This is a genomic window from Paenibacillus alginolyticus DSM 5050 = NBRC 15375, assembly GCF_000422905.1.
Taxonomy (GTDB): Bacteria; Bacillota; Bacilli; order Paenibacillales; family NBRC-103111; genus Paenibacillus_E; species Paenibacillus_E alginolyticus.
This window is the reverse complement of the sequence record NZ_AUGY01000061.1, coordinates 1-19,417: the sequence shown is the minus strand read 5'-3', so window position 1 is coordinate 19,417 and position 19,417 is coordinate 1. Positions and strand designations below refer to the sequence as shown.

Genomic DNA, 19,417 nt, shown 5'->3' with positions numbered 1-19,417 from the left:
TGCCCTCATCCTCCCCGGTGATGGTGTAGTGCCGATTCATAGACCGCCGAAACCTGTGCCATCATCGTATCAAGCGACCAACGATGATTTCCCGAGCTCTGGGCTTGATGCGACAACCGGTCGCACAGTGCTTGGTCGTTCATGACACTACGCAAATGCTGATACAATTGTTCGTCATCCCCCACAGGGAATACCAGCCCATTCTCATCATGCGCAACCATTTCTGGCATACCGCCTGCATCTGAAACAATGATGGTTTTAGCGGCCACCTGAGCCTCCATGACAGCAAATGGATGATTATCCTGCAGGCTAGCCAACACGAACACATCCGCCTGCTTGAGCAGTGCCGGCACATCGCTCCGTAAACCATGAAATACCACATGCTCCTCAATGCCATGTACCTTCGTCAGCTCCCGCAGCTTTAACTCCAGACCACCGTTTCCAACCAGCCAGCATACCCAATCACTGCGATCGCGCTTCAACTTCGCAAGCGCACGAATTAAGTAGACATGTCCTTTCACAACATCGAATCGGGCCGGACATATAAACACCTTCCGGTCCGGTGGGCGGCACACTTCGGTATAGGCATTCATTTGCTTTAGGAACCCTTCAATGTCAAAGCCGTTGGGCACAATCGACATCCTTCCCTCGGATATAGAGAACTGTTCCTCCATAATTCCCCTCATCCATTGGGTAGGGAGGATCGTTTCGTTCGAGGACATAATCCCGAGCTGCTCCCGGTGAGAAGCGTAATGCCATAGCATACGTCTTCGATTCATATCTTTCAGCACACCCTGTGCCTCCAGCCCATAGAACCATTCCTTCGCTAAATACCCGTGAATCGTTGTAACTAAAGCGGTTCTCGGATGCTTGATGCGGGATAAGGCACGAGCGGAAATAACATCTTGGGCATGAATGAGATCATAGGAATGAATGTCAAGGTACGCGGCACCGGCCTCAAAGCAGTATCGTTCGACTTCTGCCTCCCGGATTAGCGGATCGATCTCAGGTAAATGATATTGAAAATAGGTTTCCATATGAGGGGTGACCAAAGAGGTGATAACAGATCTTGGTATCACTCTTTTTTGGTTCAAGACCGTATATCCACTGCCATCGGGGAGCCGGCTCAAGACATCTACATGGTGCCCTCGCCGTTCAAGTCCCAATTTTAATTGACTTATATACAGATCTACTCCTCCAGCCTGTGGAAGCCCCCAAAAGGTAGTCAGCAATATGTTCATGGAGTTCTTCCTTTCCGGTACGAATTCCTTATATAGTATGAAGGGAAGGCAACCATTGGAAAGAGATAGATGTCCATGTGAACCTAGGTTTACCCTGCCTTTTCCTACAGCTTGTGCAGTAGGGTAAGACGGGAGATTGCTCCCCCGGACTCCCTGTCCCTCAGTCTTGTCGCCTGCTCATCCCGCTCGCAGATTTCCTCCGGATTTTTCCTACAAGCTCATTTGCGAGCACCATCGTCTTAGCTCGGCAATATCGACCACAATGTTGTCTAGCCCGTTCCAATACCAAGGACTTCCTTCATAACTTGGGGGCCGGACTCCTATTCCTAAGTGAGCATCATGCCGCACCCCCCCAAAATCGCAAATCCTTTTAATATCATGGACAACAAAATTGGGCGAGAAAAACTCAAGCACCTTCGTTTCTGAACTGCAAAAGGTCAGGTTCGTTAGTGCGCTTCCAGTTGGTGCGACCACATACGCAGCAGAAGCAAACAGTTTGCTTTGTTGAACAACGGACAGTGTCTCCGGATATACCGTCTCAAACCCGTAGCCCTTCAATTCTTGAATCACTTCCGCTTCATTCGCTAACGATCTCCCTACCGCATTGGCACGACTAATAAACAACCGCCTCGACGGCTGAGGTGCCTGCGGCAGAAACTCGGATCGCAGGAAGTGGTATACCCATTTCTGCCCGAAGCCGATAGAGGGAACAATCAGCCTATCAGCCTGAATGTGGAAATTGGTATCACTCTCGATTAACTGATGCCTTCCTATGCCTAGCGACTCTAAGGTTTCATACTGGAAGGGCTGCAAGCCTCCACTGACAATGTACCAGTCTACCGAAATCCCGCTGCATGTAAGCAAATAAATGCGGGGAAGCACATCATACAACCAGTGATAGTAATTAGATGATCCGATCTTCGTCAGGACAGCTACGTTGCCAGAAATATGCCGGACAGGCGGTAGTGAATCCAGCAGAAATATCGTATGTTTATGCGGTTGATTGCTCCAATCATAAGATACTTCCCAAATCAGCACATTATCAGGGGATATCACGGTACCTTCGTCGCCGTACACGCGTCCCCCGGGGATTACAGCCACAAAGGTAGGAATTGATGCATCAATGGCAATCGGCTTATATACATCCGACAGGGAAAACCCGGAGCTGACCGCCCAATCCTTCATCCAGAAATAATAATCCTTCGGTCGCGATATTCCGACTGAACCCAAGCCTAACACCTCCGTTTGTTTTTATGATCGTACAATCCTTATATAACCTATGAATCCCGTTATGAAATTGAAATAAACAAGAACCTAAGAATAGGACCTGAAACAACCCATTTGAGGCAGTATCAGCGTACCAGACACAAATGGTAGAAACTTGATCGATCATCATGTAACGGACTTGGCAATTACCGCGATGTATTAGCATCATGTGTGGCCAAATGGGGGCATGGGGTCCAGCCAACAAATTTTAATTATCTAAACGAGCGTGTGAAAATCCCTTGAATTATAAAGCTCTGCACATTGTTTACATGTATTCAATGTATTCTTGTGGGAGCATCACAAAAAGCAGTCTAAAACTGGAACAATACAGTCTTGGCTGCTTTTTTTCTGTCATTCAACTATCGTTCTCCGTTTAGTTGAACGGTCTAATCAATATCATCAATCTTCTTCCTACCATGACTCGGGTATGGGTGCCCCCACCGTCTATTCCGATCACTACACGATTTTTATAGTTCTCCATTTCTCAATACTTATCTCCTCTCAGCAGCAATATGCTATAAGCGGTGGTTGAACTTTCGAATCCTCCTCTTATTGTATAATAGCCTCTCGGCATTCGCCGAGGCAGATGGGTTAAGGGTTTCCTTGAACCACCAAACTTGCTCTTCTCCTACTTTCGTAGGGGGATTTTTTATTTCAACCACATTCGGAATTGGAAAAATATTTGCAAATTGCGGCTGATAATTCGAAAAAACACTTGACATTTTCTGGAATTCTCCAAAATCGCGTGAAGGGGATATCCCTTACAACACACGATTGGAGTGTTTTACTCATGAAACCTATATTCATTCCCCGTTCGGATTACCAAGCTTTTGTTCACCATCAACTTTGCACGAATTACGGACCCGGCATCGTAATCATTAACAAGGATTGGCCGCTTACCGCCAAACTCTGGATGACGGATCTTTCTCCCATCACGACTTTGCTTCACGATACCTACTCGAATCGGGGTCCCCTGCCTCGAGATCCGGCTTCCTTGTTGCGTTCCTTCCTCATTTTCCTCATAACCAATTCGGAGATGGGACTGACGGAATGGATCAACGAAATGAAACGTACCCCGATCTACGCCATTCTTAGCGGTTTTGATTTTGACGATTCCCGACGTCGTACGTTCTACGACTTTTTCGATCGCCTTTGGCCTTCTGTTGACAAACACCTCAAACCCAAGAAACAGCGTAAACGCAAGAGCAAATCCAAGAGAGGCAAGAAGGGCGAAAAGGCGCCTACCACGACATCCGGAAGAGTGAAGCGACTGGTGGAATGATGATACGTCACGCTGACAAAAAAACGATTTTGCCTGCGGATCGGTTGTTTCAATTTTTCCAATCCCAGATTCTCTCCGTGTCAGCGAGTTTAGGTTTGCTTGGGGATCTCTCGGCCCTAAGTGCTGCCGGTGATGGCACACCGGTCGAAACTTCCGCCTATCCCCGAAGCAAACCCACTTGTGATTGTCGTGCCCAAGGCCTTGCTGACTACAACCATCCTCGTCTTTACTCCCAACCCGACTGCAACTCGGGTTGGGACAGCGCCAGAGAAAAGCACTTTAACGGATACCACCTATACATGGTCTCTGCGGCGGACAGCAAACACGATTTACCCTTGTACCCTAGACGGCATCCTGCTTCCCGGCTGCCGTCAGTCTGGTCAAGAGTGCGGTCGAATTCAAGCAACGTTTCACCTTGGGCACGGTAGACAAAATGCTCCTCGATGCCGGTCATGATGCCGAAGCGATTTATCTGCTTCTCGATCACCAGAACATCGAGCCTTTCATCGATCTTAACAACCGAAGCAAGAAGAATACGGCTAGGGACAGCGACATCCGAATCTCGCCCATGGGCATTCCCATCTGCCCAAAGGGAAACGAAATGAAACCTAATGGCTACGACAAATCCCAGAATCGCCGCAAGTGGAGGTGCTCGCCGTCCTGCGAGTGTTCTACGGCCAAATACGGTCGAACCTACCACACCCACAACAGCGACAACCCTCGCCTTTTTCCCAAGACCGCTCGAAATTCGGAAAAGTGGAAGCTGATTTACAAACGCCGCACTTCCATCGAGCGTTCCAACAAGCGGGAAAAGATCGACTACAAGCTCGAGTCCGGCAGACATCGCTCGACCATGATGTGGTACATGCGCATCTATGGCATTATGATCTGCCAACACATGGATGCGTGGTACGTGAGCCAGAAAGAAGAGTGGAACAAACTTAGGACCATGGTTTGCCCTCATGCAGCCTGATTTTTAAAAAAACTTATGAAAATTGGGTCAGTCTGCCTTTTATGAAAATGGCTTTCATTGTCCACTTCTTCCAGTTAAAATACGTCGTATTTCTGTCACTCTCCCCTTCAAACCTCATCTAATTCCAAGAGGCTACTGTATAACTATACCAACTAATCACATATCTCCTATAAAGATTAGTCTTCGTTAGCGCAATGAAAATCTAACTTTTCTTTCTATATGATACGGTTCAGCACACCAAATATTATTTGCAACTTCCATGTCTACTAACGTGTTCAAATGATCTCCTCCTCTTGGATCGTAAAAGACTTGTATAATTGCTGCTGCTAAAACCCGAACATGTCCTACTAGACTTGAATAAAGTAATATACACCTTGGTTCATACAACGGATACTTTTAAGCTTAAATAAATAAAAGAAGGAGAGATTCTGTTGGACAATCAGTCTATCGAAAATGCTATAATCAACAACTGTTACCTAAAGAGCGGATACCAGTCTAGAAATCAACCTCGATATTGTTATGATTCTTTGGGAGATGGTATTTGGCAACCACAGGTTTATGCTTTAGCACGCTATTTAGGAACGAATTTAAATTGTAAGTATGTTATCGATCTTGGCTGTGGTATTGCATTTAAATTAACAAAATTGTATCCCGATTTTCATATTATTGGCGTCGATTATGGTGCAAATCTACAAGTATGCATGAGCAAGTATCCTTACGGAACATGGATTGAGCATAACCTTGATAGTCCTCAGAAGCTAATCCTTCAAGAGTCTATCCTTAAAGATTCCATTATTATTTGTGCAGATGTTATTGAACATTTGGTTAATCCAGCTTATTTGTTATGGAATCTAAAAGAGATGATGGGGCTTTCTTCCGTATGTCTGCTGTCAACGCCAGAAAGAGACATTGAGAGAGGTATTGATCATTTTGGGCCACCTCAAAATCCATCACATGTACAAGAATGGAATCTTAGTGAACTCACTAATTTATTTCGTTCACTTCATTTTAATATCAAATATACAGGATTAACAGTATCTGACAATATCAGTAATACCAAAAGAACATCATTACTTGTACTGGGAAACAACGATCCCTCAGATTATAGATCGAAGCTGCTTGATTCAGTGGAAATTAGGACTAATATTGATAGAATCATTTAATCCTACTGATGTATTCACTATGATACGGTTCACCACACAGGATCTTAAACTATCCTGCCCGATAGTACAACAGGCTGCCCTTAATGCTGGCAGCCTGTTTGTCATGGTGCTATTTTATCTTCTTCTTAATTGATTTATTTCTTGATAATCCAGGTACTTTCGAATTTGGCAACTCCTGAAGAATATCTTTGTAGCTCATCTCAACATATCCGCCTTTAAAAGTTACGATGACATTATCGATCGGATATTTGCCTCTTGGATTGTCTAGCACTGTAGCGTACGTGGAAAAATGGAGAAAATCTTGTCCATAAACTCGTTGTCGGCTTGATTGTCTGGTTTGTCATAAGTAAACATGACGGTGGTTGATGAGACGGGTGGTGCAGAAGAAGTAATACTGGCGGTGAAAGTGTTGGGATCCCATTCTAACTTGGAACCCATTTTTTCACTAACGAATCTTACGGGAACCAGGGTAGTTCCACATTAACGATAGGATAACCCTGATAATCGCCATTAATGCTCGACGCAGTAACGGTTCCTACAAGCAGTAGGAATAAAATAGTTGTTAAAGCAAGACCGATGTTTTCTTGCGTAAGCGCTGAAATAAGGAAGACACATCTGCGTACTCCAATGGATTTCCTTTGTTTTCTCCGGAAAATTTGATGAGAACATGGTTTGTATCCACATTCTCGATATGAAATTCGGCTATGTAGTCCAGATATAGGTTCATTAAATCCGGGGAAACATCAATACTTCGTGGACTACATACCGTTTTAATTTCAGCGAAGTTGAAAAGTTCGCCGCGGTCACGGATGTTTATCTTTCGGGCATCGATCTCAAAGTCTTCAAGCCACAATGCTAACGCCTCTCCGATTCGCATTGAGCTTTCCCAAAGCAACTGTATCAAGAGCTGCACCGCTATTATCTTTGAATTTCAAATACTGTAGAACCGGTTGTACGGGTTCATCATTCGGATTCATCAGCATATACTGCCTTCTTTTGTCTCAAGACTGACAACCCTCTTTAAACCCTCCTGTTGTTATCGTAGATACTTTAGCACAATTCAAAATCTGCTCCCGCGCCTTTGCTTGAGCTACGTCCTCAACCTTATCAAATATACTATAAATACTTATAAATACTATAAAATTCAATAGAGATATATAATCTTATAATCAACAAAGAAATAAAAATAATGAGTAACGATACATAGAATACTGTAAAGTCGCTCATTATTATGAGTTTAGATAAACGCGAATTTCGTACGCTAAGGGATAAAGTGACATAAAAAATTCTTTATTTCCGCGAGGCTTAGCTTTGCGTGCATTTTTCGTGTCCAACAGAAATCCCCTATTAAGTGAACTGATTCAAACCGTTGAGATATTGAAGGGTTTATAATTTAGATTAAACGTGGATATGAACGAACATGATTCACCTTGATCTATTTAGATGTATAAAATTACTTGCGTTTCTTGTGCTTCCTCTTTAATCGCAACTTTTTCGTTTTCTTGAGATTTTTCTTATGTCTCTTTCGCCGCCTCTTATGTCGCTTGGACTTCTGTTTCTTATCGGCATGGAAAGTAGCCGTTCCATCGTAGGCCTGTGGAGGTTCAGCTATGATTGGTGGGGCTGTTGGCAACCTATACAGTTCCGCTTCACTTACTACGTGAACATCCCGCCAGTGATTTTTATAATAACGAAAGTCGAATTCGCTGGGAAAGGGACGTTTCGTTCCTATCTCTAGTCGATAAACTGTAGGGGTTAGCTCTCCTTTGAACAAAGTTCCATCCCTATAATTCAATAATAGAGAAGGAATAGTTTGTAGTATTTCGATATCACCATAAACTATAGAAAGTATACCCTCTAACCTATGGAGGAAAATATCGATACCGAATGTTTCCTGTACAGCGGATACATTCCTTTCGGTGACTCTACAGCGTAAGGATTCAACCGATAACAGTTCCTTCACTCGATTCACTAATCCATCAATGTCCCCTTTTGGTGAGAGAAATTTTTCATTACCCGTCAAGCACAAAATCTCCGCTAATCCGCCAGAGTTGTAAGCGACGACAGGTTTTCCAAATATGAGTCCCTCTAGTGCCGTTAAGCCGAATCCTTCATCAATAAGACTGGGGATAACCACTACGTCCATAGCTGGGTAAAGAGTTTCAATACGTGAATGGAAATCCACGATAACAAACCTGTGCGACCATTTCGTTATTTTTACCATTTGCAGGCAGTGTTCAAAATAGTCAGGATCAACGGGATTCCCAATAATGAAGAAATAAGCTTCTACTCCATCGTGGCAAAGCTGTATGGCCATCCTTATAAAGTCCTTTAAGCCCTTTTTGGGAGTAAAGTAAGCAGAAATATATCCGACTACCGGCAAGTCCTCTGAAATTCCATGGCTTATCCGAAGTTCGTGGCGATTAGAATCCCATGATAGAGGATTAAATTCTTCCCTGCGGAAAGCAGGATATAGGACAATCTTTCTAGGAATTGAATTTTTATGTTGAAATGGGGATAATGTCGCATGCGAAACGCCAACAATCCAGTCTGAATAACGTTCAATTACATCAACGGAGTGCATCGTATAATTGTTGATTACTAATATTTCATTAATTATCCACATAACTGGAATTTGCAACATTTTTGCCGCCATCGCAGGTAATACGTTAACGCATGTGTTGACCACAACCCAGTCCGGTCGGTACGTATGCAATAAATTGATGTAAGAACTGAATGATGGATCCGACCGTAATTGGTGGATTTCTTCGAGTAATGTAGACGTTGGTTCATACAAAGACCATAAGCAGCCATCCGATGGTTCGATGATCACGTTTATACCTATGTTTCTGGCATCTGCCGCGAGTATACCATCGTTAGGTACGACTAAAATACAATCATTTCTAGGGTTTAATTCGCGAGTGAAAAACAAGAGCCATTTTTCCGCCCCTGTGATGTAATTTATATTACATACATGGGAGAACAACATGACTTTTGGACGGTTCATCCCAGCAACACACCCAATCTTTGAGATAGTAATTACTTAGTGGTTCACATCCTATTGTTGCCGGACACAAATTATTTAATTTTTTTTAGTAGTTCTATTCTATATAGGAAATGTAGAATGTGCTTGTTTTGAACCAGTATTTAGTCTATATAGGGGTAGCGCAAACGAATTAGAGGCTGATTTTTCTTCCGTGGAACAATTACAGATCCGTTCTTTGTTTTACTAACCATATTGATTGTAACCATCATTAGCCAAAATCCCCCTAATTGATGATTTTGAATATAATTCTTGACGAAGCGTTTCAATCCTTAACAGAACGACTATAGCCTCATGGCTATAACACTCCACATCTCCTTGTTTACAATAGGGGTCCCACCAATGGCGGGACCCATACTGGAGTTTTGTTGTCATCGGATTAACTTCGGTTTACCGAAAAGGCTTTGATGTTGTTCTTTTCCTTCAAAACATACGATTACAAGCTGGAAACCATGTAATTCTAATGGGAGCATCAATTGGTTTTTTTACAGCCATTGCAGGAGTTCTTACCTTCGTTGCTCATCAAAAGCTTTCGTACAAAAAAGATGTTAATTTTAACCGGTGTTATGCTCACAGCAGTGCTTTTTGTAATGGTCGGTGAAACCGTTCAGGAAATGCAACTTGCGGAATGGATACCAACAACTAAAATTGATGTGGATATATCGGCTTGGTTAGGAGTATGGTTCTCCGTATTCCCAACTATTGAAACACTCGCTTTACAAGCTTTTGCGATGGTTTTTGTTATTGGATCTTATTTATATTTGCAGTTTGTTCGAATTTGGAAACCACGCATGTTAGAGAATTTAAATTAAGGAGTATGCTGAGTAATCTGTACCTGCACTATGTGTTGGATTTATGGTTTGAGAAAGCAATCAAACCTAGGTTGAGAGGTGAAGCCTATCTGCTCCGGTTATCGACGATTTCATCGTTTGTTTTCAATACGCAGCGACGCCATTGTTTTTAGGAAGCGCTTCGAAACCGGCTCCATAAATTTAAGCTGGAGTTGGAACCTAGCAAAACCAGATTAATTGAGTTTGGGAGATCTGCAAGCAAACACAGCCAAGCCAAAGGGAAGAGAAAGCCAGATACACTTTACTGTCTGGGGTTTACGCATTACTGTACGCGAAACGACAGGGGAACTTTATGGTGGGCAGGAAAACGGAGAAGACGCTATTGAAGCGAAGCATTGGGAACGTGCAGGAAACGATGAGGAAAATGCAACACGAAGCGATAGAAACACAGTCAGTGAAAATAAACCAGATGCTGCAAGGTCATTACGCTTATTACGGAATGGCGGGTAATTTGAGGTATCTCACTAAAGTTTACAAGGCAGCCGTCTTTTGCTGGCGGCGAACACTGAGTAGACGAAGCCAGAGAAGCTACGTAACGTGGGAAGAATTCCACCGCCTTCGCTCATTGTTTCCACTGAGGCGAATTTTCATCCCGTATAACCGGGTGAAAACATACGCCATGCTGTAAATCCATTGCTTAAGAGCCCGGTGCAGGAAATCCGCACGCCGGGTTCTGTGGGGGTTCGGGTCACCAGTTGGGTGGCCATTCTACCTAGAGTATGGAGTGCAATCCGTGATGGAGAGGCCCCGCCTACTTGACCAACCTAACAATGTAGAAAATCGCTGTTTTAAACGATAAATAATGTCATAGAGTGGGTTTTACGTCATTCTGCTGCGGTACCCCATGTTGCCTTGGTGATCTTCTGTGTGCTAGGCAGCACATCGTACTAACGGGTGAAAGACCCGTGTATACCGTGAGGTGGCGGAAGTATAGCTGAATGACAGTACTCTGACCGCGAGGTAGGGTGTGGAGGGTCAGGAGGTAAACCCCGGAACAGGTGGTTCAACCATGTTGGTTGGCAAAGCCGGATAACCCTTCAAAGAAAGGTTACATGTTTATGTTTACCTGAGATCAGATTATCGATGATATGGACCTCAAATTGCTCGGCAAGGAGCTCTTCCACAAGGTGTGAGCCGATAAGACCGGCACCTCCGGTAACGATAGCTTTCATCCTGTTTTCCTCTCATCTTGGTTGGTCTTCGTTATCTTACGTGGAGGAGGGGAAAGGGGGACAAGACAAATGCCTCAATCATTACGTTTCTTGTAAAGCTGGATAGGATGATACAAAAGCCTGTTTTACTCTAGTACGGCTTTAGCCCTGTCCCCTTTCTGCTGCAATCATAGAATATATAAGCAGGTATTCCGCCATGGACAGGAGTTGAGAGCGAATTGAGTAACCAGCGTATTCAGCGGAAACGGAAGCAGCCAATCTCCTGCGTCACCTTGCATCAGCATCAGCCAAAAGTATCGGTCATCATTCCAGTTTGCAACGAAGCTCGTACCTTGGCCAAAGTCATTCGGGAAGCTTTCCGTGTGCATCCACATACAGAAGTTATTGTCGTTGATAATGGTTCTACGGATGGTAGTAAGGGGGTTGCGACGCGATTAGGGGCTAGGGTTATCTCGTTTAGTCAACGGCTAGGACATGATGTTGGGAGAAGCATAGGTGCGATGGAAGCTAAAGGGGATATTCTATTATTCCTCGATGCCGATTTTGTTGTATCTGCCAAGGAAGCAATCCCCCTGATCCGAGCTGTGCAGCAAGGTGTGGATGTAGCATTAAATAAATATAACGGAATCGTAACGAAAGCAAATGTTCATAGGGTTGTTCTTGCCAAACATGCACTTAATGCGATACTAGGCCGACCAGACTTACATGGAGCCTCTATGACGACGATCCCACATGCAATTAGTCGCAAAGCGCTTGACACCATTGGAGCTAAGAATTTAGCAGTTCCCCCTTTGGCTCAAGCCATAGCTGTACAAAGCGGACTTCATATTAAGGCAGCGCAGCTTATCCAAGTCGGGCTCAGAAATCGCATCAGAAGAAGGGCCAAAGATGTAGATCCTGTAGGTGATCTCATCATCGGTGATCATTTGGAAGCCATTGGGTGGCTGATCCAAGCCTCAGATGAAAGAGCGAGTATGCATGACAAATTGCGTATTAGAGAAATGATGAGGTGATCACATGAAGCTTCGCATCAAGAAACCAAAACCTCGCCCCCGGCCTGTGGTAGCGAAAAAAAAACGAACCGGGCTTAAGAAGTCCGTGCTCCGATCCGCCCCTAAGCACACGCCTTCTCTAACAAAAACGCAGCTATACTGGAAAAATTGGGGGAAACGTGCGGGTCAACAAGATGCGCTTGCGCACGATATTAGTAAGGAAGGTTATCAAAAGAAAGCGCTCAATAACCTTTGGGTTCACCATGCTAATTCCCAGCTGCTTGCTACCAACGTTCATAACTATGAGGCAGCGTCAAGAGGGTATGTGAAAGGTTACTTTAAAGCTGCTAAATTGCCGGTTCCCAATTGGATGCTCATCCCTACAGCACATTCCGTTGGCGCGATTGTGAGCGTGATGAATGAAGAGCGTACCATTGTGAAGGTATTGGAGCAGCTGAATCGATTACCATTAGATGAAATCATCATAATAGTGAATGGGTCGAGTGACCGCACCTTAGAGAAAGTAAGAGCGCATTCGCATGCTCTTATCGTTCATTACCCAGACCCCTTGGGTCATGATGTCGGAAGATCGATAGGTGCTAAACTGTCGAATTCGGAAATTTTACTCTTTTTAGATGGTGATTTTGTCGTGCAGGCTGAGAAACTTATTCCTTTTATCTATGATGTTGAACGTGGTTCAGATCTTGCGCTAAATAACATAACACCGTATTTACCTAAATTTTCACACTGGGATTCCGTAACCGTGATGAAGCGGTTCCTTAACGTAACGTTGAATAGACCGGAATTGAATGCAAACTCGCTTACAGCAGTTCCTCATGCTCTGTCGCGGAATGCTCTGGAGAACATCGGATATTCCGAGTTAATGGTTCCGCCTAAAGCACAGATGAATGCGATTCTGACTGGGTTACGGATTACTGCGCCTACAAGTGTTAACGTCGTATCTGTGAACAAAGTCCGAAGTCACAATAAAGGGAAAAACAACCCGGTTGCCCGCTTGATTATTGGTGATCATGTAGAGGCGCTGCAGTTTGCGATGAAGTTGAAAGGTGAGCGAATTGTGTTTCCTGATATCATTAGAAAAAGGGGATTACTGGAGAGGTGAAGGAGCATGCAGGTCAGTATCGTTATTCCAACTTTTAATGGCCTTCCTCTACTTAAAGAGTGTGTAGCTTCAATTCGGAGCCATACGTCTGTTCCATTTGAAATTATCGTGGTTGATAATGGATCACAGGATGGCACACTGGAGTATTGCTATAGAGAACGGTTGAAGCTGGTTTCAATTCCAGTGAATCGCGGCTTCCCCGCTGCTTGTAACTTTGGCCTTCGTATTGCGACTGGCAATGCTTTGATGCTGCTCAATAACGATACCATCGTAACTCCGAATTGGTTGGATAACCTGATGCGCTGTTTATACAGCAGTGAGGACATTGGCATGGTTGGTCCTGTGACGAATTATGCGAGCGGTAAACAGCAGATTCAGGAGCCATTTACGAACATAGCCGACATGGCTGCGAAATATAACAACGTGGATACTTCTTTATGGCAGGAAACTGAACGTCTGGTCGGGATCTGTTTACTTTTCAAAAGAGAAATGTTAGATAAAGTTGGTTTGATGGACGAAAGATTCTCCCCGGGTCATTTCGAAGACGATGATTTATGCTACCGGGCTCGGCTTGCAGGATATCGATTGCTCATAACCGGGGATTGCTTCATTTTCCATCATGGCAGTGCAAGCTTTAGCAAAAAGAGTCAAGAGGCTGTGCAAGGACTGCTGCAGCAAAATCGTCAGAAGTTTATAGATAAATGGGGCGTTGACCCCCACAGCTTTATATAAGGCCAGACGTGAAGCTTATGAAGTCACCGTTCTCTTCATTGCTGCATAACTTAGAGTGAAAAAGTGGAAATGGAGGCGAAAGGGATTGAAACAGCGAGTGACAACGATTATTTCTCACATTGCAGCCTCACATCGTGAGATGTCTAGAATTCTAGAGACGCACAGAAGTGTTTCGTCGCAAATGGCGACAATCGCCAGCGATATACCTGACTCGCATCCTAATTTCGAAGGCGTAGGCATGCTGCAGGAGCAAGCCTTACAATTGACTAAGAATATTACGGCTTATTTAAATAGCTTAGCCAATTTGGAAGAGTCAATCGCGCAGCAAACGGAAATTGTCATGAAAGAAATGAAAGAACCTGATCATGAAGAATAGAGGGATACGCCTTGAATAGAAATGATCTGTATTTGCATATGCTGGATGCTACAGCCAAGCTGCAGCATGAAATAGCTTTGATGTTGGAAGCTAGAGTTGTAGAAGCGGAGAAATCGCGCAACTGGATTTGCCTTCATATTAACTCAGCAAATTTAGATGGACACGAACATCAGATGAAACAATCCGGAGAGATTCATGAGTATGTGATTGAGCTCATCGATAGCTTGACGAAGATGGAGAACTCCTTAAATCGACATATGCAGGCTCTTCTTGGACATAATGAATCGGGAGCAGGCGGTTCGAACGAAATGGGCAACTTATTTTCGTTTGGTGAGGATGATAAGTAATGAAAGCATCGAATCGTGAAAGAATTGAATTGCATATGCTAACCTCGCTGGCTAGAAGCCAGCGAGCCTTATGCCGAATCATGGAGACGATCGCAGATCAAGTAACAGTATCCGAACAGCTTGCTATCCATTTGGCTGAAAATCTGCAGACGATTAGTGAATACCAGCGTTCGATGATTGAGAAAATTACGAAAAAAAGTCCACGTCAACGCCGGTTAGGAACGCCAGGCAAGCCGTGGATTAGTAAAAATGTCGCTCGCGGAACATCATCCCCAGCGCATGATTAATCCCGCGTGAGTAAGCCCCCCGCCAAAACCAAAAAGCAGCAGCGTATCACCGGCCGTGACCTTACCCTCTTGTATGCCAAGATCCAGAGCAAGAGGAATGGAAGCCGCGGATGTATTGCCGTAGTATTCAAGGCTGTACAGCGCTTTTTCGAATGGAATACCGCTCTTTTCACAGATGGATTCAATAATCCGAAGGTTAGCGCTATGAGGAATGAACCAATCGATTGCTGTATGAGGTAAACGGCTTTTGGCAAGCAGCTTCTCGATTCCTTGCGGGACAGTTGTAACGGCATATTTATACACTTCGCGGCCGTTCTGGACGAGCTTGCCTTCACCCGTTAATGACGTTCCGTTCAATTCAGAGGCAAGTCCGGTTCGGTAAACGTGCTTGCCGCCTGTACCGTCCGATCCAAGATGATGAGCAAGGAAAGCAGGATGCTCTTCTTCTCTTTCAACCATCACGGCTCCGGCGCCATCTCCGAAAAGAATGCAGGTGGAACGGTCCGTATAGTCGGTGATTTTGGACAAGGAATCCCCGCCTACGACGAGAACCTTGCGATGTACCCCAGCGGCGACAAGCCCGCTTGCTGTATGCAAGGCATAGGCGAACCCGGAGCATGTGGCATTGAGGTCATAGGCGCCAGTTTCAGGGATGCCGAAATGAGCTTGAATCTGGCAAGCCACTGGCGTGGAAGGCAGATCCGGTGTATGGGTAGCGACAATGATTAATTCAACATCGCTCAGTGATGTAGGGTATCTAGTGAGCATATTTTGTACGGCGGCTATACATAAATGACTTGTGAATTCATTCGCTGCGGCGATTCTACGTTCCCTAATCCCTGTGCGTTGAACGATCCATTCATCATTCGTATCGACCATATCCTGAAGATCCGCGTTGCTTAGTATGCGATTAGGCACGTAGCTGCCGATTGCTGAGATTCTAGCTTGCAATGGGGGAGAGATGGACATCAATGATTCACTCCTTTGGTATCTGATATTAGTACTAGGTACTAAATATAAGTATACTTTAACTCAGGGGAAAGTCAATGAAAAAGAAGAGAGCCGCGTTAGAAATAGTTGGGGTAGGGGGGAATAAGGCTTGAATGAATGATTCCCTATTCTTTGTTGAATGATGTTGTAGAAAATGCAACAATTCAGCCTAGATCCCACCTCTATCCCTTTGATGTTAATGTACAACAATTTAGCCGCTTAAATTATTATCATTTGACATTAAAAAAGATGACTCCCGGTGAATACCAAATACAGGAGCCATCTTTTAATTGGTTAAACTAGGGTCTTTCTTTTTATGTGCCGTACGATTGAGATCACAGTTAATATCGAGGGAATCGGCTCTGTTTACTTTATGGTTCCATATTATGAAAAGCAAATTCGGATAAATCTATGGACTTCCCATGATTCAATCGGGACTCTTCAGCGGCAAAAGCCATCAAATGGCTGCGCACGGACGCAGATGCGGATGTTAAGCTTTCTCCTCCGTCGTAGTTCCGTACTTCCTCAAGGAAGCTGCTCACGATGCCAGAGTCCCCGCCGCCATGGCCGCTTGTTGGAGTCGCAATTTTAATCTCCGTCTCCTCATGGGTGACGAATTCTAGCAGAGTCAACTTGTCTTCGTCCCCGCGAAGCTCGCCCTTGGTGCCCATAATCTGAATCCGTCGCTCCTGGTGACGGGTGAAGCCGCACATGCTAAACATCGCCGTGGCCCCATTCGCGAATTCCATATTGACGACTTGATGATCCACGACATTATTATCGCTTTTGTACACACAGCGTCCATAAGGGGTTTCTTTCAAGCCTTTGACGATATTTTCCCTTGTCAGTTCTTCTGTAAAGTGTCTCGCCCATCCTTTGCCTTCCCCTAAATAAAAGCGTGGTGCGGAGTACGGACAGGTCGATTCGACCGTACAGCCATTAATGCAATAATCCGTTGATCCCTCAGGGGCATTCTCGGAATGAAAATGCATCAAGGAGCCATAAGAACTGACCCGAACGCAAGGCTGATCCATTAACCAAGAGAGCACGTCCATATCATGGCACGATTTGGAAAGAATCATCGGGCTCGAGGTGTCGGAGTTGTTCCAGTTCCCTCGGACGAAACTGTGTGCAATATGCCAATAACCGACGTTTTCATTTAATTGAATAGATACCACTTGACCAATTCTGTCCTCTTGGATCAGCCGTTTAATAGCAGACCAGAAGGGTGTATAGCGGAGAACATGACAGATGGTAAGTAGACGGTTATTTTCCTTTGACGCTTTTTCCATCTCCAAGCATTCCTTGGGACTTGGCGACATCGGTTTTTCCAATAGGACATGATACTTATTGTTCAAAGCTTGAAGTGTAGGATGGTAATGCATCCGGTCCTGTGTGCAAATCATCGCAATATCTGCCATTTGCGGCTGCTCCAGCAGCTTTTCCCAAGAATCAAAGCAGCGATCCTCAGGAATCCCGTGTTCTTTGGCGAAACTTGCCCTTCGCTCCGGATTCGAATCTGTAACGGCGACGAATTTCAACAAGTGAGGGTAATTGATGGCATAAGGCGCATAGCCATGAGCGCCTCTTGCTCCCGCACCGATGAGTACAGCTGTAAGCTCCTTCATAGTAGGTTCTCTCCTTGAGGAATTACTTTTTCCATTCCCCTTGTAATTTCATATCATTAAGCTCTTTGTTGACTTCATCGATAGCTTGTTTTCCGCCTTTAGCCATCCATTCATCAACCATCTTATCCCAATCGGATATCGGTCTTTGACCCACAACCATCTTGGTCGTTTCATCCGTAATATATTGGTTCAATTCCGTCTTTTTCTCCATAAACGTAAGGGGATGAATCCGACTGATTGGATTTACATAAAACGGTGAACTCTTCAAAAGATCGGCAAGCTTTTGGTTGAATACTTTTCCTTCAGCTGTTTTATTCATCTTCGCGTAATCATACAGAATGTCATCGCCAGTCTGCCATCCTTCGTTTAAGATATAGGCATTAGGCGCAACATTAGATCTGTTTTCCTTCATTTGCTGCGCGATTCCGTCAACCATTTTATAGCCTTTGCCTTCATGACCGTTCATCCAATCGAAGTATTCGTTCTTCGGATTCTGCTGATCGAAGGGAACGGGCTTTCTGAAGTAATCGATGATCTCCAGAATGCGTTTTACTTTATCCGGAACGTTTTTCAGCTTGGCAGAAATCATATACATACGATAAAAGCCAGAACCTAGTGTAAAGCCTGAATTCCCATCTGCCGTTTTAAAAGGAGGAATCGGAACGACTACCGCCTTCGGATCATTTTTCATCAATACTTCAAAGTCAACGCCGCCTGGCCCACCCGGTCCCGGTTGATCGTACCAAATCCCGACTTTCCCCGCGTTAAACGCTTTAAATACGTCGTTATATTTCGTAACAGCCCAATCTTTATTGAGCGCGCCTGCCTTGTACACATCGGCAAGGAACTGAATCTTTTCTTTATTGGCTTGAGAAATATTGCCGGGGATCAACTGCCCGCTTGGATTCTTATGATACCATGCGGTATTGCTGTAATAAGCGCCAAAGCCCGGATCATAGTAGATCCCTTTTGCAAGGCCTAGACCTACGGTATCGTCCTTTCCGTTTCCGTCAGGATCGTTCTTCGCAAAAGCCGTAACAACTTGTTTCAGCTCATCATAGGTAGTCGGCATTTTGAGCCCTAACTTATCCAGCCAATCTTGACGAATAAGCGGTTTTTTTCCGCCTTTTGCCGTAAAGTAGGTTGGAATCCCGTATATTTTCCCATCCACTTTCAAAGGATCCCATACATAATCCGGAACCGCTTTAAAGGTGTCATATTGCTTAATGGACTCATCGAGAGGAAGGTAAGCGCCTTGCTTCGCCCATTTCACGAAGTTGGAGTCCACTTCCTCCATGCCGATCACATCTGGAAGATCGCCGGAAGCCATTTTTACGGCAAGCTTTTCATCATAGGTATCCCATGGAATGTACTGCGATTTGAAATCAACCTTAAACTTCTCATTGATTGCTTTTACCGCTTCACTATCTGGTGGGGGGACTGGATCTTCCCAAGAACCTTCAAACCAATTGATCGTGACTTTTTTGTCAGTATCCGTTCCAGCCTTGCCGGTTTCTTGTGGAGCCGCAGATTGCCCGCTGGAACAAGCCGCCAGACTACCTGCCATAGTAAGAGATAGTAGAACAGTAGTTATACGTTTCATTTGCATGTAGAACCCTCCTTGTATGCTAAGAGCAGTTCCTAATTCTTTAATGAATTGGAAATTGCTCTTATTATTTTTTGTTCCTTGAAAAATGAATTTGAACCGGTTGTGAACGTAGCTCAAGCGAAGGCGCGGGAGCCGTCCCAACGGGACGAAAATTTTTAAAAGGTGTTTACGATCTTGCGATGTCTTTGGGACAATGCCAATAGGTGCTACTGACGGGAATGTTCCTTACCCTCCTGTTGAACCAAGCATTTGGTTTCTTCCAATTTAGAGTGTTCCCTTGGCCTCTTCCGTATTTTCCTACACGCTGACTGTATCCCGTGCGCTGCCATCCCTTCCGCATTG

Annotated in this window: 21 protein-coding genes; 10 read left to right on the top strand and 11 right to left on the bottom strand. The window is 44.6% G+C overall.

Features of this window, described 5'->3' with window-relative positions:
* Positions 1 to 5 precede the first annotated feature (5 nt).
* Positions 6 to 1,241, bottom strand: coding sequence for a glycosyltransferase family 4 protein (locus G519_RS0124545; protein ID WP_029196945.1), 1,236 nt, complete (start codon positions 1,239 to 1,241; stop codon positions 6 to 8).
* Positions 1,242 to 1,451: 210 nt separating this feature from the next.
* A complete protein-coding gene (locus tag G519_RS44395) occupies positions 1,452 to 2,471 on the bottom strand; it encodes a glycosyltransferase family 61 protein (RefSeq protein ID WP_051253651.1) in 1,020 nt (339 codons plus the stop codon).
* Positions 2,472 to 3,297: 826 nt separating this feature from the next.
* On the opposite strand from G519_RS44395, the gene G519_RS52370 reads away from it, so the two are divergent.
* Positions 3,298 to 3,789, top strand: coding sequence for a hypothetical protein (locus G519_RS52370; RefSeq protein ID WP_029196943.1), 492 nt, complete (start codon positions 3,298 to 3,300; stop codon positions 3,787 to 3,789).
* A gap of 226 nt (positions 3,790 to 4,015) precedes the next feature.
* Here G519_RS52370 and G519_RS52365 read toward each other — a convergent pair whose 3' ends face one another.
* Positions 4,016 to 4,753 (bottom strand): hypothetical protein, encoded by a 738-nt coding sequence (locus tag G519_RS52365; RefSeq protein WP_029196942.1) that lies wholly within the window; start codon positions 4,751 to 4,753, stop codon positions 4,016 to 4,018.
* 440 nt (positions 4,754 to 5,193) lie between these two features.
* Here G519_RS52365 and G519_RS44385 point away from each other — a divergent pair, with 440 nt between their 5' ends.
* Complete coding sequence (locus G519_RS44385) at positions 5,194 to 5,925, top strand: methyltransferase domain-containing protein (protein ID WP_051253650.1); 732 nt, start codon at positions 5,194 to 5,196, stop codon at positions 5,923 to 5,925.
* A gap of 264 nt (positions 5,926 to 6,189) precedes the next feature.
* Here G519_RS44385 and G519_RS53660 read toward each other — a convergent pair whose 3' ends face one another.
* From G519_RS53660 to G519_RS44380, 4 genes are all read right to left on the bottom strand, one after another.
* On the bottom strand, positions 6,190 to 6,393 hold the full coding sequence (locus G519_RS53660; protein WP_369073739.1) for a stalk domain-containing protein: 204 nt from the start codon (positions 6,391 to 6,393) through the stop codon (positions 6,190 to 6,192).
* 94 nt (positions 6,394 to 6,487) lie between these two features.
* Positions 6,488 to 6,778, bottom strand: a complete 291-nt coding sequence (locus G519_RS0124515; protein WP_029196941.1) for a hypothetical protein — start codon at positions 6,776 to 6,778, stop codon at positions 6,488 to 6,490.
* A complete protein-coding gene (locus tag G519_RS51685; RefSeq protein WP_208860910.1) occupies positions 6,768 to 6,908 on the bottom strand; it encodes a hypothetical protein in 141 nt (46 codons plus the stop codon). The genes G519_RS0124515 and G519_RS51685 overlap by 11 nt, the downstream gene beginning before the upstream one ends.
* 470 nt (positions 6,909 to 7,378) lie before the next feature.
* Positions 7,379 to 8,932: a glycosyltransferase family 4 protein gene (locus G519_RS44380; RefSeq protein ID WP_051253649.1), complete on the bottom strand. Its 1,554-nt coding sequence runs from the start codon at positions 8,930 to 8,932 to the stop codon at positions 7,379 to 7,381.
* 512 nt (positions 8,933 to 9,444) lie between these two features.
* On the opposite strand from G519_RS44380, the gene G519_RS0124500 reads away from it, so the two are divergent.
* Together G519_RS0124500 and G519_RS47760 are read left to right on the top strand one after the other, a co-directional pair.
* The gene (locus G519_RS0124500) at positions 9,445 to 9,780 is read left to right on the top strand and encodes an FTR1 family protein (RefSeq protein WP_244280211.1); all 336 of its coding nucleotides are present in this window, start codon (positions 9,445 to 9,447) and stop codon (positions 9,778 to 9,780) included.
* A gap of 331 nt (positions 9,781 to 10,111) precedes the next feature.
* Positions 10,112 to 10,447 (top strand): hypothetical protein, encoded by a 336-nt coding sequence (locus G519_RS47760; protein WP_029196939.1) that lies wholly within the window; start codon positions 10,112 to 10,114, stop codon positions 10,445 to 10,447.
* A 409-nt stretch (positions 10,448 to 10,856) separates the two neighbouring features.
* Here G519_RS47760 and G519_RS49245 read toward each other — a convergent pair whose 3' ends face one another.
* A complete protein-coding gene (locus G519_RS49245) occupies positions 10,857 to 10,991 on the bottom strand; it encodes an NAD-dependent epimerase/dehydratase family protein (RefSeq protein WP_084160318.1) in 135 nt (44 codons plus the stop codon).
* 218 nt (positions 10,992 to 11,209) lie between these two features.
* Here G519_RS49245 and G519_RS0124485 point away from each other — a divergent pair, with 218 nt between their 5' ends.
* The 6 genes from G519_RS0124485 (at position 11,210) to G519_RS0124460 (ending at position 14,848) form a co-directional block, all read left to right on the top strand.
* A complete protein-coding gene (locus tag G519_RS0124485; protein WP_244280210.1) occupies positions 11,210 to 12,004 on the top strand; it encodes a glycosyltransferase family 2 protein in 795 nt (264 codons plus the stop codon).
* A gap of 4 nt (positions 12,005 to 12,008) precedes the next feature.
* A complete protein-coding gene (locus G519_RS44370; RefSeq protein ID WP_244280209.1) occupies positions 12,009 to 13,106 on the top strand; it encodes a glycosyltransferase family 2 protein in 1,098 nt (365 codons plus the stop codon).
* Between the two features lie 6 nt (positions 13,107 to 13,112).
* Positions 13,113 to 13,838, top strand: coding sequence for a glycosyltransferase family 2 protein (locus tag G519_RS0124475; protein WP_029196937.1), 726 nt, complete (start codon positions 13,113 to 13,115; stop codon positions 13,836 to 13,838).
* 85 nt (positions 13,839 to 13,923) lie between these two features.
* Positions 13,924 to 14,214, top strand: coding sequence for a hypothetical protein (locus tag G519_RS0124470; protein ID WP_029196936.1), 291 nt, complete (start codon positions 13,924 to 13,926; stop codon positions 14,212 to 14,214).
* A gap of 11 nt (positions 14,215 to 14,225) precedes the next feature.
* Positions 14,226 to 14,561 carry a hypothetical protein gene (locus tag G519_RS0124465; protein ID WP_029196935.1) on the top strand — a complete coding sequence of 112 codons (336 nt, stop codon included), beginning with the start codon at positions 14,226 to 14,228 and terminating at the stop codon, positions 14,559 to 14,561.
* Positions 14,561 to 14,848 (top strand): hypothetical protein, encoded by a 288-nt coding sequence (locus G519_RS0124460; RefSeq protein ID WP_029196934.1) that lies wholly within the window; start codon positions 14,561 to 14,563, stop codon positions 14,846 to 14,848. Before G519_RS0124465 ends, G519_RS0124460 begins: the two co-directional genes overlap by 1 nt.
* Here the strand turns inward: G519_RS0124460 and G519_RS0124455 are convergent.
* The 3 genes from G519_RS0124455 to G519_RS0124440 form a co-directional block, all read right to left on the bottom strand.
* A complete protein-coding gene (locus tag G519_RS0124455) occupies positions 14,828 to 15,817 on the bottom strand; it encodes a ketoacyl-ACP synthase III (protein WP_029196933.1) in 990 nt (329 codons plus the stop codon). The two genes, G519_RS0124460 and G519_RS0124455, sit on opposite strands and share 21 nt — an antisense overlap.
* Positions 15,818 to 16,209: 392 nt before the next feature.
* Positions 16,210 to 17,466: a Gfo/Idh/MocA family protein gene (locus G519_RS0124445; protein WP_029196932.1), complete on the bottom strand. Its 1,257-nt coding sequence runs from the start codon at positions 17,464 to 17,466 to the stop codon at positions 16,210 to 16,212.
* Between the two features lie 22 nt (positions 17,467 to 17,488).
* The gene (locus G519_RS0124440; protein WP_029196931.1) at positions 17,489 to 19,075 is read right to left on the bottom strand and encodes an extracellular solute-binding protein; all 1,587 of its coding nucleotides are present in this window, start codon (positions 19,073 to 19,075) and stop codon (positions 17,489 to 17,491) included.
* Between the last annotated feature and the right edge of the window lie 342 nt (positions 19,076 to 19,417).

Coding starts and splice junctions, on each gene's coding strand:
- G519_RS0124545 (WP_029196945.1), bottom strand. CDS start 1,241: ATGAACATATTGCTGACTACCTTTTGGGGGCTTCCACAGGCTGGAGGA.
- G519_RS52370 (WP_029196943.1), top strand. CDS start 3,298: ATGAAACCTATATTCATTCCCCGTTCGGATTACCAAGCTTTTGTTCAC.
- G519_RS52365 (WP_029196942.1), bottom strand. CDS start 4,753: ATGAGGGCAAACCATGGTCCTAAGTTTGTTCCACTCTTCTTTCTGGCT.
- G519_RS51685 (WP_208860910.1), bottom strand. CDS start 6,908: ATGCTGATGAATCCGAATGATGAACCCGTACAACCGGTTCTACAGTAT.
- G519_RS44380 (WP_051253649.1), bottom strand. CDS start 8,932: ATGAACCGTCCAAAAGTCATGTTGTTCTCCCATGTATGTAATATAAAT.
- G519_RS47760 (WP_029196939.1), top strand. CDS start 10,112: ATGGTGGGCAGGAAAACGGAGAAGACGCTATTGAAGCGAAGCATTGGG.
- G519_RS49245 (WP_084160318.1), bottom strand. CDS start 10,991: ATGAAAGCTATCGTTACCGGAGGTGCCGGTCTTATCGGCTCACACCTT.
- G519_RS44370 (WP_244280209.1), top strand. CDS start 12,009: ATGAAGCTTCGCATCAAGAAACCAAAACCTCGCCCCCGGCCTGTGGTA.
- G519_RS0124475 (WP_029196937.1), top strand. CDS start 13,113: ATGCAGGTCAGTATCGTTATTCCAACTTTTAATGGCCTTCCTCTACTT.
- G519_RS0124460 (WP_029196934.1), top strand. CDS start 14,561: ATGAAAGCATCGAATCGTGAAAGAATTGAATTGCATATGCTAACCTCG.
- G519_RS0124455 (WP_029196933.1), bottom strand. CDS start 15,817: ATGTCCATCTCTCCCCCATTGCAAGCTAGAATCTCAGCAATCGGCAGC.
- G519_RS0124445 (WP_029196932.1), bottom strand. CDS start 17,466: ATGAAGGAGCTTACAGCTGTACTCATCGGTGCGGGAGCAAGAGGCGCT.
- G519_RS0124440 (WP_029196931.1), bottom strand. CDS start 19,075: ATGCAAATGAAACGTATAACTACTGTTCTACTATCTCTTACTATGGCA.